Annotated in this window: 12 protein-coding genes and 1 riboswitch; of the genes, 5 read left to right on the plus strand and 7 right to left on the minus strand. The window is 69.4% G+C overall.

Translation table 11 applies throughout. The features are described from left to right. Positions 1-111 precede the first annotated feature (111 nt). The 3 genes from OG972_RS18870 (at position 112) to OG972_RS18880 (ending at position 2,259) form a co-directional block, all read left to right on the plus strand. Positions 112-954 carry a helix-turn-helix transcriptional regulator gene (locus OG972_RS18870; RefSeq protein WP_266983038.1) on the plus strand — a complete coding sequence of 281 codons (843 nt, stop codon included), beginning with the start codon at positions 112-114 and terminating at the stop codon, positions 952-954. Then, complete coding sequence (locus OG972_RS18875; RefSeq protein WP_266983040.1) at positions 935-1,144, plus strand: DUF397 domain-containing protein; 210 nt, start codon at positions 935-937, stop codon at positions 1,142-1,144. Before OG972_RS18870 ends, OG972_RS18875 begins: the two co-directional genes overlap by 20 nt. A gap of 293 nt (positions 1,145-1,437) precedes the next feature. Further along, entirely contained in the window at positions 1,438-2,259 is an 822-nt protein-coding gene (locus tag OG972_RS18880) for a hypothetical protein (protein WP_266983042.1), read from the plus strand. Positions 2,260-2,389: 130 nt separating this feature from the next. Here OG972_RS18880 and OG972_RS18885 read toward each other — a convergent pair whose 3' ends face one another. From OG972_RS18885 to thrC, 5 genes are all read right to left on the minus strand, one after another. Beyond that, positions 2,390-3,655, minus strand: a complete 1,266-nt coding sequence (locus tag OG972_RS18885) for an LAETG motif-containing sortase-dependent surface protein (protein WP_266983044.1) — start codon at positions 3,653-3,655, stop codon at positions 2,390-2,392. 636 nt (positions 3,656-4,291) lie between these two features. Next, on the minus strand, positions 4,292-5,914 hold the full coding sequence (gene groL / locus OG972_RS18890; protein WP_266983046.1) for a chaperonin GroEL: 1,623 nt from the start codon (positions 5,912-5,914) through the stop codon (positions 4,292-4,294). 340 nt (positions 5,915-6,254) lie between these two features. After that, positions 6,255-6,461 carry a cold-shock protein gene (locus tag OG972_RS18895; protein WP_003967346.1) on the minus strand — a complete coding sequence of 69 codons (207 nt, stop codon included), beginning with the start codon at positions 6,459-6,461 and terminating at the stop codon, positions 6,255-6,257. Positions 6,462-6,894: 433 nt separating this feature from the next. Then, positions 6,895-7,173, minus strand: a complete 279-nt coding sequence (locus tag OG972_RS18900) for a MoaD/ThiS family protein (protein WP_072487929.1) — start codon at positions 7,171-7,173, stop codon at positions 6,895-6,897. A 33-nt stretch (positions 7,174-7,206) separates the two neighbouring features. After that, complete coding sequence (gene thrC / locus OG972_RS18905; RefSeq protein WP_266983048.1) at positions 7,207-8,508, minus strand: threonine synthase; 1,302 nt, start codon at positions 8,506-8,508, stop codon at positions 7,207-7,209. A 17-nt stretch (positions 8,509-8,525) separates the two neighbouring features. Continuing rightward, a riboswitch (SAM riboswitch) is annotated at positions 8,526-8,652 on the minus strand. A 152-nt stretch (positions 8,653-8,804) separates the two neighbouring features. Between thrC and OG972_RS18910 the strand changes: the two genes are divergently transcribed. Together OG972_RS18910 and OG972_RS18915 are read left to right on the plus strand one after the other, a co-directional pair. Further along, positions 8,805-9,755: a glucosyl-3-phosphoglycerate synthase gene (locus OG972_RS18910; RefSeq protein WP_266983050.1), complete on the plus strand. Its 951-nt coding sequence runs from the start codon at positions 8,805-8,807 to the stop codon at positions 9,753-9,755. 44 nt (positions 9,756-9,799) lie between these two features. Next, entirely contained in the window at positions 9,800-11,194 is a 1,395-nt protein-coding gene (locus OG972_RS18915; RefSeq protein WP_266983052.1) for a trehalose-6-phosphate synthase, read from the plus strand. Between the two features lie 9 nt (positions 11,195-11,203). On the opposite strand, the gene otsB is transcribed toward OG972_RS18915, so the two are convergent. Next, the gene (otsB, locus tag OG972_RS18920) at positions 11,204-12,079 is read right to left on the minus strand and encodes a trehalose-phosphatase (protein WP_266983054.1); all 876 of its coding nucleotides are present in this window, start codon (positions 12,077-12,079) and stop codon (positions 11,204-11,206) included. Positions 12,080-12,224: 145 nt separating this feature from the next. Continuing rightward, positions 12,225-12,518 carry a DUF3263 domain-containing protein gene (locus tag OG972_RS18925; protein ID WP_037692825.1) on the minus strand — a complete coding sequence of 98 codons (294 nt, stop codon included), beginning with the start codon at positions 12,516-12,518 and terminating at the stop codon, positions 12,225-12,227. Between the last annotated feature and the right edge of the window lie 91 nt (positions 12,519-12,609).

The raw sequence follows: 12,609 nt of genomic DNA on the forward strand, positions 1-12,609 counted from the left end.
TGCACACCTTCCACGCTCAGTAACCGCAATGCCCACTCAGCGTGTCCAACACGCGGCTAGCCTGGAAAGGGCGCAGAACCAACAACCGCATGTGTGTCACAGGGAGTTGTCATGCCGGGGCCCAAGAAACTCGACCCGTCCTCCTCTCCGCGCGCCCTCCTCGGCGCCGAACTCCGGCACCGAAGGGACAAAGCCGGTCTCTCCCAGGAAGAACTCGGTCTCCCGCTCTTCGTCAGTGGCTCGTTCATCGGCCAACTGGAGTCCGGTACACGCCGGATGCAGGCGGACCAGGCCCAGAAGTTCGACGAAATCCTGCACGCGGACGGATTTTTCGTACGGAACTGCGTCGCCCTGAAGAAGTCGAAGTACCCGGATCACTTCGCGGAGGCGGCGGAGGCAGAAGCCGTCGCGAAGACCATCAAGGAGTACGCATCTCAGCTGATTCCCGGTCTGCTGCAGACGGAGGCATACGCGCGAGCGGTGTTCCGAGGCGGGCTGCCGACGGCACCGGAGAAGGTGATCGACGACCTGACCACGGTGAGGCTGGACCGGGCACACCTGCTGTCCGATCCAACAACTCCCTTGGTTTGGGCGGTTCTGGACGAGGCCGTTCTACGTCGGGAGGTCGGCGGACCGGCAGCGATGGCGGAGGCGCTCCACCACATCCTGAAGCTGGCACACGAACGCCGGATCATCGTGCAGGTGCTGCCGTTCGGCGCAGGCGCGCACATGGCCATGGAAGGTCCGCTCAAGCTGATGTCCTTCGAGGACGCGCCCCCGCTCGCTTATCTCCAGGGCCTGGGAACAGGGCAGTTGCAGGATGATCCCGCCACCGTCAGGCACTACGAACTGACCTACGATCTGGTGGTGGCCAGCGCATTGTCACCGGAAGCGTCCCTGGCCCTGATCGAGTCGGCGGCGGAGGATTACCTTCATGAAGACCAGCAGTTCTGACTACGACCTGTCCGCGGCGATCTGGCACAAGTCCTCGTACAGCGGCGCGAGCGGCGGTGACTGCCTGGAGGTCGCCGACGGCCACCCCGGAGTCGTCCCCGTCCGCGACTCCAAGGTCCCGGACGGCCCGGTGCTCGTCTTCCGTACGGCGGCGTGGTCGCCCTTCGTCGCGGATCTCAAGCGCATCTGAGGCCCGGGGCTCAAGCCCCGTACTCCGAGCGCTCTTTTCAAGGAAGGGGTGGCGGGCTTCAACCCACCCACCCTCCCCAGCAGGCGAGTTCACTTTTCGTGACCGGCTTGCCACGCAAGGTCGCGACGCTCTAGCGTTCCGAATAACGAACGACCCCTGCCGGTGCTGGAACACCGAACAGGGGTCTGACCAACGAGATCGAAGAAGGCGATCCCATGGCTGACAGCCAGTTTAGTGCTGCCCCGCGCACACCGCACGTACCCCCTCATGTCCCGCACACGCCGTCCCACCCGATGGCCAACCCGGGCTACGGCAAGCGGTCCGCGCCCGGCCAACGCCCTCGTACCGCACAGGACTTCGCGCACCTGCCGCCGCGTGAGGCCGCCGTCGCCGCCTATGTCGACCGGTTGCCGGACGGGGCCGACATCTCCGTGAAGACGCTGGCCAAGGTGTTGCCGTACGGGCAGTGCGCACTGCGGACCGCGCTGAACAACCTCCAGCGGGCCGGGCATCTGCGCCGGGGCAGCGAGCACGTCATCGGCTCGGGCAGCGCACGCTGGGTGACGCGTACGTTCTTCTCCCGCACGTCTCGCGACGACGACTGGTGGGCCGCTTTCACCAGGGGCGACGTACCGCCGGAGCAGCGGCGGCCGGCCCGCTCCCGGGCCTTCGTCCTGCTGGCCGCACTCGGCCGCACCGCACCCGCGCTGAGCCTGTCATCGACGGACTGCGCAGCGCTGGAGCCGTACGTCACGGCGTGGTTCGACCGGGGCGCCACCGAAGTACAGCTGCTGCACGCACTGACCGACGGGTTGCCGGTCCCGGTGCATCACGCGGCGGCTCTGGTCCGCAGTCGCCTGACCATCAAGATGCCACCCGAACGGGTCGCTCCGCCCACCCCATCCGCCGCGCTGCGGGTCCTGGAGTGCGCGAAATGCGGCACGCCGGGCCGGGCGGAGACGCTGCCCGGCGGCGAGTGCGGGCCATGCCGGGGTGAGCAGACCTCCGTACCGGCGAGCAGCCGCGGGATCCCGGCCGACGGGATCCGCGACCGGATGGCCCAGGTGCGAGCCGCGATGGTCCCCCGCCCCAAGAGGCAGGGCGCAATCACGTGACGCTGCGGCCGCGACTCTGTCCGCGCCGGGCGGCCGTGTCACCGCAGCGGGCCCGACACCGCTCGGTGTCGAGCCCGTTGGGTGGCCGGCGCGTGGACCGGGGTGCCCGGTCGGCACCCCGCCTCGCGCGTCAGGCGTGGGAGCCGGCCTTGCGACGGCGTGCGACGAACACCGCGCCAGCGCCGATCGCCAGGGCCGCGCCGCTCGCGAGGGCGAGCTGCGACGTCGCGGAGGACGAGCCCGTGGAGGCGAGGCTGCCGCTCACGGGACTGGCCGACGCTCCGCTCTGCGGCTTGAGGTCCGAGGTGTTCGGCTCGGTCGTGCTGGGCTTGGCGTCGTCGACCTTGCCGGGCTTGCTGCCCGCGGCGGCGATCAGGAACTCGTAGCCCTCGAGGTCCGGGCTCCCGCCGCAGGTGCCGTTGTCGTTGAAGTAGTCACCGGCGACGAAGGTGACGCCGTTGCCCGCGGGGGCCGAGGCGTCGACCGTGAGGCGCATCTTGACGTCGGCGTGGGCGCCTGCCTTCAGCGGGCTGATGGCGTCCATGTAGTGCTCGTTGTCGACGGTCTTCCACGTCGAGGACGAGGCGGACGACCACTGCAGGTGCACCAGGTCGTCGATGTCCTTGAGCCCGCTCTTGTCGGTCGCGTGGACGTAGGCGAACGGAAGCACCTCGTCCATCGTCCTGTCGGTGCCGTTGGTCACCCGGAGATTGAAGTTGACCTTCGTGCCGGCGACGACGGTGGACGGCAGACCCGTGACGACCGTGGTGAGCTTGGCCTCGGGGACGCAGTCCTCGCCACCCTCCTCCTTCGCCTTGGCCAGCGCCTCGTCGGCGGCGGTCTTGTCAGCGAGCGCCGCCTCGGTGGCCTTCTGCGCCTGGGACAGCTTCCGGGCCGCGGCGACCCGCTCGTCGTCACGCGCGTCCAGGGCCTCCACGACCTTGGCATCGGCGGCGGCCTTGGCATCGGCGGCGGCTGCGGCGGCGGCCTTCGCTTCGGTGAGCTTGGTCGCGGCGGCGGTCTTCTCCTCCTCGGTGGCCGTCTCCGGGAGGGCGTCGACCGCGGCCTGGGCGTCGACGACCGCCTGGTCGGCGTCGGTCTTCGCGGTGGCGGCGTCGGCCGCCGCGGCCTCGGCGGCCTTGGCCGCAACGGCCAGCGGAGAGGTGTCGGACAGGACCGCTTCCAGAGCCGCCTTGGCGGCACTCTCGGCCTCTACGGCGTCGTCGTACGCCGCCTGCGCTGCGGCGGCGGCCTTTTCCAACTCCGCGATGGACGGCTTCTCCTGCGTCTGCGCTGTCGGCTTGTCGTCGGCGAACGCGGGGGTGACCGACAGCAGGAGGGCAGGTGTGGTCACTGCGGCGGCAACAGCTGTGGCAAGAATCCGGCGAATCTTCACAAGAGCCCTTCGGGGTCCGAAAAGAGAAGAAGGGTCGCAGCGGAATGGGGCACGCGGATGCGACTTGAGGCGATCGTATGACCGGGGCAACGGTCGACCGTCACGAGTTTTTCACCCATTCCGGCCAACACCACAGCACCCAGACAGACAGAAAAGACGAAAGGGTGCAGTTGCTTTCACTAGCCGCACTTTCGCTGTGAGGAATGCCACATGACCCGGGAGGCCTCGTTCTGCGCCTCTCCGGCGCCACCCCACCCGGCAAGCCGCCTGCACCTTCGCGTACGCGGCCCTGCCGCCGCCACAGCGCTCACAACCTGGAAGGCCGGCAGGAGAGTTGTGGCGTTTCCGTCGAGGAACTCAACAGGGAGGCGGGGCGCGTCCCCTCCCACCGTCGGGAACGCGCCCCGACGTCACGGCCGCATGAGACCGGCCACCGAATCAGCTGGTGAAGATGCAGTACTTCCAGGCGCCGTGCGTCGTCGGGTGTCCGACGACCGTCCACCTGACGGACCGTCGGCCCACTTCCCTGAGAGGGTGTTCACGCCGCGGGACCGCACCCGGTCCGGACACGACGTCGGCCCCCGGGACCAGAAGGTCCCGGGGGCCGACGTGTGTGCACTTACCGATCCGTCAGGATCAGAAGTCCATGTCACCGCCCGGCATGCCGCCCGGAGCGGCCGCAGAGGCCTTCTCCGGCTTGTCGGCGATGACGGCCTCGGTGGTCAGGAACAGCGCGGCGATCGACGCGGCGTTCTGCAGAGCGGAGCGCGTGACCTTCGCCGGGTCGAGAATGCCCTCGGCGATCATGTCGACGTACTCGCCGGTCGCGGCGTTCAGGCCGTGACCGATCGGCAGGTTGCGCACCTTCTCGACGACGACGCCACCCTCGAGACCACCATTGACGGCGATCTGCTTGAGCGGGGCCTCCAGCGCCAGCTTGACGGCGTTGGCGCCGGTCGCCTCGTCACCCGAGAGCTCCAGCTTCTCGAAGACGGCGGAAGCCTGCAGCAGCGCGACGCCACCACCGGCGACAATGCCCTCCTCGACGGCCGCCTTCGCGTTGCGAACGGCGTCCTCGATGCGGTGCTTGCGCTCCTTGAGCTCGACCTCGGTGGCGGCACCGGCCTTGATGACGGCCACGCCGCCGGCCAGCTTCGCCAGGCGCTCCTGGAGCTTCTCGCGGTCGTAGTCCGAGTCGGAGTTCTCGATCTCGGCACGGATCTGGTTGACGCGACCCTGAACCTGGTCGGTGTCACCGGCGCCGTCGACGATCGTCGTCTCGTCCTTGGTGATGACGACCTTGCGGGCACGGCCCAGCAGGTCCAGGCCGGCGTTCTCGAGCTTGAGACCGACCTCCTCGGAGATGACGGTGCCACCGGTGAGGATGGCGATGTCGCCGAGCATGGCCTTGCGGCGGTCACCGAAGCCCGGGGCCTTGACGGCGACGGACTTGAAGGTGCCACGGATCTTGTTGACGACCAGGGTCGACAGGGCCTCGCCCTCGACGTCCTCGGCGATGATCAGCAGCGGCTTGCCGGACTGCATGACCTTCTCCAGCAGCGGAAGGAGGTCCTTCACGTTGCTGACCTTGGAGTTGACGATCAGGATGTACGGGTCGTCCAGGGACGACTCCATGCGCTCCATGTCGGTGGCGAAGTACGCCGAGATGTAGCCCTTGTCGAAGCGCATACCCTCGGTGAGCTCCAGCTCCAGACCGAAGGTCTGGGACTCCTCGACGGTGATGACGCCTTCCTTGCCGACCTTGTCCATCGCCTCGGCGATGAGCTCGCCGATCTGGGTGTCGGCGGCGGAGATGGAGGCCGTCGAAGCGATCTGCTCCTTGGTCTCCACGTCCTTGGCCTGCTCCAGCAGAGCGGCGGAGACGGCCTCGACGGCCTTCTCGATGCCCCGCTTGAGGGCCATCGGGTTGGCACCCGCGGCAACGTTGCGCAGGCCCTCGCGGACGAGCGCCTGGGCGAGAACGGTGGCGGTGGTCGTACCGTCGCCGGCGACGTCGTCCGTCTTCTTGGCGACTTCCTTGACCAGCTCGGCGCCGATCTTCTCGTACGGGTCCTCGAGCTCGATCTCCTTGGCGATGGAAACACCATCGTTGGTGATCGTGGGCGCGCCCCACTTCTTCTCGAGGACGACGTTGCGGCCCTTGGGGCCAAGGGTGACCTTGACGGCGTCGGCGAGCTGGTTCATCCCGCGCTCGAGACCGCGCCGTGCCTCCTCGTCGAACGCGATGATCTTGGCCATGTGAAGTGGTCCTCCCGGACAGGGGTGGATTTCTCCGGACCGAGTGGCGCCCGCGACGGACGGCCTGCGCGCCCGGTGGTTCCTTGCCCCACCAAGCCTGCGGGCCTCACCGGCCCGGTCCAAGTTCTGTCACTCTCACCTGGAGAGTGCTAACGCCAATGATTAGCACTCGACCCCCACGAGTGCAAGCGCCCCGGCGGTTGTGGACAACCCGGGAGCCGGGCGACGGCGCGCGGGGGGCCGGGTGGCGCGACGGGCGGGGGCACGCACGAAGGGCCCGTCCCCCGGTGGGTACGGACCCTTCGTGCGTGAGTGGTGTCGTTGGCCGACCGCGCCGAGCTCAGCCGACGGCGAGCTTGACCATGTCCGCCTGCGGCCCCTTCTGGCCCTGCGAGATTTCGAATTCAACTCGCTGACCCTCTTCGAGGGTGCGGTACCCGTCCATCTGAATCGCGCTGTAGTGGACGAAAACATCCGCACCACCGTCGACCGCGATGAAGCCGTACCCCTTCTCCGCGTTGAACCACTTGACGGTGCCCTGAGCCATGCCTAACTCCCCTATTACTGGCCCTTGCACAGGACCGCACTTCGCGGACCCGGGTCAGAACTCACCCCCCGACAGGAGAGGGTGCGTGCGCCGGAACGCGTCGACCGCGGCCGAATGTATCTGCCCAACTGCCCTCTGCAACAGGTCAATCGGACGAGAATTCTGGGCAGCGCCGAACGCCCGAATATGAGGAATTTATGCGATCCCAGGGCAAGTCGGGCCGGACAAAGGCCACTTACGGCGCAAGGAGTTGGAACACTTTGGCTGCATCTTGTCGCGGGCGGGCGCATTCTCATATGCGGTCGGCACGGGCAGCGAAGGGGACTTCCCAACTCTACCGCGCTCAACCATGCAGAATTGCCCCCTCCGCTTAGCTCGCAGAGGGGGCAATTCCGGTAACGCTGCGAAGTCGGCCGCAGGGGCCGACTACAGGTCAGCAGCCGCCCGCGACCGCCGGGATGATGGAGATGCCCGCACCGTCCGGGGTGGCCGTCTCCAGGCCGCCCTCGAAGCGCACGTCGTCGTCGTTGACGTACACGTTCACGAAGCGGCGGAGCTTGCCCTGGTCGTCCAGGACACGCGCGGCGATGCCCGGGTGGTTCTGCTCCAGCGACTCGATGACCTGGGAGAGGGTCGAGCCCTCGGCCGGGACCTCGGCCTGGCCGCCCGTGTAGGTGCGCAGGATGGTGGGGATACGGACCTTGACGCTCATGTGGGTGCCTTCCTTACGTCTCGGGTGGTCGGGTCAGCCGTTGGCGAGGCCGGCGTCGCGGAACGCGTCCAGGCTGGGCCGGATGGTCGCGGTCGGGCCGGTCGTCGGGGCGACCGCGTCCAGAGTCTTCAGACCGTCACCGGTGTTCAGGACGACCGTGGTGAGCGTCGGGTCCAGCAGACCCGCCTCGATCAGCTTCCTCGTCACGCCGACCGTCACGCCGCCCGCCGTCTCGGCGAAGATGCCCTCGGTGCGGGCCAGCAGCTTGATCGCGTCGACGATCTGTTCGTCGTCGACGTCCTCGACCGCGCCGCCCGTGCGGCGGGCGATGTCCAGGACGTACGGACCGTCGGCCGGATTGCCGATCGCCAGGGACTTGGCGATCGTGTTCGGCTTCTGCGGGCGCACGACGTCGTGACCGGCCTTGAAGGCCGTGGAGACCGGGGAGCAGCCCTCGGCCTGGGCGCCGAAGATCTTGTACGGCTTGTCCTCGACGAGACCGAGCTTGATCAGCTCCTGAAGACCCTTGTCGATCTTCGTGAGCTGCGAGCCGGACGCGATCGGGATGACGAGCTGGTCGGGCAGCTGCCAGCCGAGCTGTTCGCAGATCTCGTACGCGAGCGTCTTGGAACCCTCGCCGTAGTACGGGCGCAGGTTGACGTTGACGAAGCCCCAGCCCTCACCGAGCGGGTCGCCGATGAGCTCCGAGCAGAAGCGGTTGACGTCGTCGTAGTTGCCCTCGATGCCGACCAGCTCACCGCCGTACACCGCGGCCATGACGACCTTGCCCTGCTCCAGGTCGTGCGGGATGAACACGCAGGACCGGAAGCCGGCCCGGGCGGCGGCCGCGCCCACCGCACCGGCGAGGTTGCCGGTGGAGGAGCAGGAGAGGGTGGTGAAACCGAAGGCGCGGGCGGCCTCGACGGCGATCGCGACGACGCGGTCCTTGAAGGAGTGCGTCGGGTTGCCGGAGTCGTCCTTGACGTACAGACCGCCGGTGACGCCCAGCTCACGGGCGAGGTTGTCGGCCTTGACCAGCTTGGTGAAGCCGGGGTTGATGTTGGGCTTGTCCGCGACATCGGCGGGGACGGGCAGCAGCGGCGCGTAGCGCCAGATGTTGTTCGGTCCGGCCTCGATGCGCTTCTTCAGCTCGTCAGGGGAGCCGCTCGGCAGGTCGTACGCCACTTCGAGCGGCCCGAAACAGGACGCGCAGGCGAAAAGGGGACCGAGCTCGAAACGCTCTCCGCACTCGCGGCAGGAGAGTGCCGCTGCGGGGCCGAGGTCGACGGCGCCGGTGGAAGAATCGGTGCTTACTGCAACAGTCTGCGCAGCCATGATGGCGAGGCCCTTTCTCCTCATCTTCCTCGCGGCGCATTTCGCCACGAGACGGAATTGGCACCTTCCCCACCTGACCTCGCGGTCGGCGGGAGGGTTGCCGGGACTTCAACGGGCCGTTCCCTCAGTCCCTCTGGATGAGCGCTATGACACTGGATCATCGACCCAGGCATTTATTGGCGGAGGACCCCGACATGCGACGGTCATCCGCGTTGTTCAAGACTGTAACCGAAGCATCGGACGGTTGAGATAGTCGTCCGAACCGCGAGATGGATCACATACAGGGAGTATCGACCGTGCTGGAAGAGGTCGAACGCTGGCTGGCCAGGCGTTCCTGGTCGGCAGCCGACCGCCCGCTGGACCGGCTCGTCGCCGCCAAGGGCCGGGACCCGCGGCGCGGGAGCGTGAGCGTGGTGCTGCCCGCCCTGAACGAGGAGGCGACGGTCGGCGCCATCGTCGAGACGATCCGTGTCGAGCTGATGGAGAAGGTGCCGCTGGTCGACGAGCTGCTGGTGATCGACTCCGGCTCGACGGACGGCACGGCGGAAGTCGCCCGGAAGGCGGGCGCCCGAGTGGTGCACCGCGACGCGATACTCCCGCGCATACCCACGCTCCCCGGCAAGGGCGAGGTCCTGTGGCGCTCGCTCCTGGTCACCAGCGGTGACATCGTCTGCTTCATAGACGCCGACCTGAGGGACTTCTCCGCGGACTTCGTCTCCGGCATCGTCGGCCCGCTGCTCACCGACCCCGGGGTGCAGTTCGTCAAGGCGATGTACGACCGCCCCCTGGGCGACACCGCGGGTCAGGGCGGCCGCGTCACGGAACTGGTGGCCCGCCCGCTGCTCAATCTGCACTGGCCACAGCTGGCCGGCTTCGTCCAGCCGCTCGGCGGCGAGTACGCGGTGCGGCGCTCGCTGCTGGAGCGGCTGCCGTTCCCCGTCGGCTACGGAGTGGAACTCGGCCTGCTGGTGGACGCCCTGCACACCGTCGGGCTGGACGCGCTGGCACAGGTCGACGTGGGGGTGCGCAGACACCGCCACCAGGACGGCCAGGCGCTGGGCCGGATGGCTGCGGCGATCTATCGCACCGCTCAACTCCGGCTGTCCCGAGGCCACTTGGTACGTCCGGCCCTGACCCAGTTCGAGCGGGGCGAGGACGGCTTCGTACCGCGCACCCATCCGGTGGACACGGAGGAGCGGCCCCCGATGTGCGAGATCACGGAGTACGTTTCGCGCCGCGCGGCCTGACTTCGCACGTTTGGGTGGTTCGCGATCGGGCTAGATTCCGCAACATGGTCTCCGAGCACGCGGTCACGTCGGCTGCCCAGGTACTCGTCGCGTCCAACCGCGGCCCCGTCTCGTACGCGCTGCGCGCGGACGGTTCGATCGGCGCCAGACGGGGCGGCGGCGGACTCGTCTCCGGCCTGAGCGCGGTCGAGGACAAGCTGTGGGTCTGCGCGGCACTCGGCGAGGGGGACAGGGCGGCGGTCCGGCACGGGATCGCCGAGCCGGGCGTACGGATGCTCGACATCGACGCCGACGTCCACGCCGACGCGTACAACGGCATCGCGAACTCGGTGCTCTGGTTCATCCACCACATGCTGTACCAGACACCGCTGGATCCGGTCTTCGACGCGGAGTTCCGCCGGCAGTGGGCGTCATTCGAAACGTACAACCTGGCCTTCGCGCAGGCGCTCGCCGAGGAGGCGGGCGAGGGCGCCGCGGTGCTGGTGCAGGACTACCACCTGGCGCTGGTCCCGGGCATGCTCCGCGAGCTGCGGCCCGACCTGCGGATCGGCCACTTCTCGCACACCCCGTGGGCCCCAATCGACTACTTCCGGCTGCTGCCCGACGACATCGCGGAGCAGCTGCTGCGCGGCATGCTCGGCGCGGACCGGGCGGGCTTCCTGACCCGGCGGTGGGCGGACGCGTTCATCGGCTGCTGCACGGGGATCCTGGGCGGCACGGGCCGGACGAGGATCGGCGTGCACGGTCTGGGCACGGACGCGGACTTCCTGCGCCGCCGCGCGCACGAGGCGGACGTGGACGAGCGGATGGCGGTGCTGCGGGAGCAGGTGGGCGGCACCGGCCGGAAGACGATCGTGCGGGTGGACCGTACGGAGCTGTCCAAGAACATCGTGCGCGGGCTGCTGGCGTACCGGGAGCTGCTGAACACCCGCCCGCAGTGGCGCGAGCGGGTGGTGCATGTGGCGTTCGCGTACCCGTCGCGGCAGGACCTGACGGTGTACCGGGAGTACACGGCCGAGGTGCAGAGGCTGGCGGACGATATCAACTCGGCGTACGGGACACCCGATTGGACCCCGGTCCTGCTCCATGTGAACGACGACTTCGCGCGCTCGCTGGGGGCGTACCGGCTGGCGGACGTGGCGCTCGTCAACCCGATCCGCGACGGCATGAACCTCGTCGCCAAGGAGGTCCCGGTGGTCTCCGATGCGGGCTGCGCGCTGGTGCTGTCGCGGGAGGCGGGTGCGTACGAGGAGCTGGGCGCCGACGCGATCGTGGTGAACCCCTACGACGTGTCCGCGACGGCGGCCGCCCTGCACGAGGCGCTGACGATGCCGGACGGGGAACGGGCGGAGCGCTCGAAGCGGCTGGCCGCTGCCGCGACGGCGCTGCCGCCGCAGCAGTGGTTCCTGGAACAGCTGGAGGCGCTGCGGCAGGGATGACGCCGCTCGTCACACCTCGGTGGGACCCGACGGGAGACGGTGCGCCAAGGCCGAGAGAAACTCCACGACGGCTCCCGGTCCCGGCAGCAACAGGTCGGCGCGTTCGGCCAGTTCGGGCACTTCCGCGCTGCCGCTGCAGACCAGCAGGCCCGGGATGCCGTCGGGGCCCTCGGCGCGCAGCTTCTCCACGGCCGCGTAGGCCGCGAGGTCGCCCAGGTCGTCGCCGGCGAAGAGAACGGACTCGGCGTCCGTCTCCCGGACGAACTCCGTGAGCACTACACCCTTGTCCATGCCCGGCGGTCGCAGCTCCAGGACGAGACGGCCCGGTTCGACGATCAGCCCGTGCCGGGCGGCGAGCGCACCGAGCGGGCCGCGCAGCGCGTCGAACGCGGCCTGCGGGTCGGCGGCACGGCGGGTGTGGACCGCGAGCGCCCGGCCCTTCTCCTCGATCCAGGTACCCCGCCAGGAGGCGAACCGTTCGAGCAGACCGGGGAGTTCGGCGCGGACTGCGGCGACGCCCGGGTGCGGGGCGGGGGCGTGGACGGTGCCGGAGACGGCGTCCCAGCGTTCGGCACCGTAGTGGCCGAGAACGACGAGGTGGTCAAGGCCCGGGACCCCGGCGAAGCCGCCGTGCCGGACCGCGACGTCGGCCGGGCGCCCGGTGATCACGGCGACGGAGGCGACCTTCGGAGCGAGCGCGGCCAGGGCCGGGACGGTGCCGGGGTGGGCGCGGGCCTGTTCCGGGTCCGGGACGATCTCGGCGAGGGTGCCGTCGAAATCGAGCGCGACAACCGCGCGCTCGGGGCGGGCGAGGAGAGCGGCGAGGCCTTCGCGCCCGGCCGGGGTGGTGGGGGTCGGCAGGGAATGTTCCGGAGTGCTGCCCATGGGTCGAGGGTATCGGGGGTGGTGCGGTGCGGCTACGGCCCGCGCCCGCGGCCGGCCTGTCCCCCTTCCCGGAATCGGTGGCTCCGCACCGGGGCACCAGCTCCTCCGTCGCCGGAGGAGCTGGATGCGCGGCGATGCCGCGACATCACCGCCGCCCCCGCCGAGCCTCCCGGATCCGTCGCAGCCGGTTCACCGTCACCGGGTCCTCCTCCAGTGCCCGCCGGTCGTCCAGAAGCGCGTTCAGCAGCTGGTAGTAGCGCGTCGGCGAGATGCCCAGGCCCTCCCGGATCTCCCGCTCCTTCGCCCCCGGGCCGGGCCACGAGCGCCGTTCCACGGCCAGGACCGCACGCTCCCGGTCGGAGAGCCCGGTGCCGGGGTGGTCGGCGGGGCTGTCGGCAGGGGGCTCCGCTTCGGCGGAGCCGTCGTCGGGGGCGGTCATATGAGCCAACATATCGCCCGCCCCCGGACCCGCTACCCGGCCACCCGCACCTCCGCGCCCTCCGCCTTCGACGCCTCCGCCGCGATCGAAC

It is taken from the genome of Streptomyces sp. NBC_01669 (assembly GCF_026339735.1).
Classification (GTDB): domain Bacteria; phylum Actinomycetota; class Actinomycetes; order Streptomycetales; family Streptomycetaceae; genus Streptomyces; species Streptomyces yanii.

Excerpts from the sequence above, each read along its gene's own strand:
- thrC (WP_266983048.1), bottom strand. The coding sequence starts at position 8,508 with ATGGCTGCGCAGACTGTTGCAGTAAGCACCGATTCTTCCACCGGCGCC.
- groL (WP_266983046.1), bottom strand. The coding sequence starts at position 5,914 with ATGGCCAAGATCATCGCGTTCGACGAGGAGGCACGGCGCGGTCTCGAG.
- otsB (WP_266983054.1), bottom strand. The coding sequence starts at position 12,079 with ATGGGCAGCACTCCGGAACATTCCCTGCCGACCCCCACCACCCCGGCC.
- OG972_RS18900 (WP_072487929.1), bottom strand. The coding sequence starts at position 7,173 with ATGAGCGTCAAGGTCCGTATCCCCACCATCCTGCGCACCTACACGGGC.
- OG972_RS18870 (WP_266983038.1), top strand. The coding sequence starts at position 112 with ATGCCGGGGCCCAAGAAACTCGACCCGTCCTCCTCTCCGCGCGCCCTC.
- OG972_RS18895 (WP_003967346.1), bottom strand. The coding sequence starts at position 6,461 with ATGGCTCAGGGCACCGTCAAGTGGTTCAACGCGGAGAAGGGGTACGGC.
- OG972_RS18875 (WP_266983040.1), top strand. The coding sequence starts at position 935 with ATGAAGACCAGCAGTTCTGACTACGACCTGTCCGCGGCGATCTGGCAC.
- OG972_RS18880 (WP_266983042.1), top strand. The coding sequence starts at position 1,438 with ATGGCCAACCCGGGCTACGGCAAGCGGTCCGCGCCCGGCCAACGCCCT.
- OG972_RS18915 (WP_266983052.1), top strand. The coding sequence starts at position 9,800 with ATGGTCTCCGAGCACGCGGTCACGTCGGCTGCCCAGGTACTCGTCGCG.
- OG972_RS18925 (WP_037692825.1), bottom strand. The coding sequence starts at position 12,518 with ATGACCGCCCCCGACGACGGCTCCGCCGAAGCGGAGCCCCCTGCCGAC.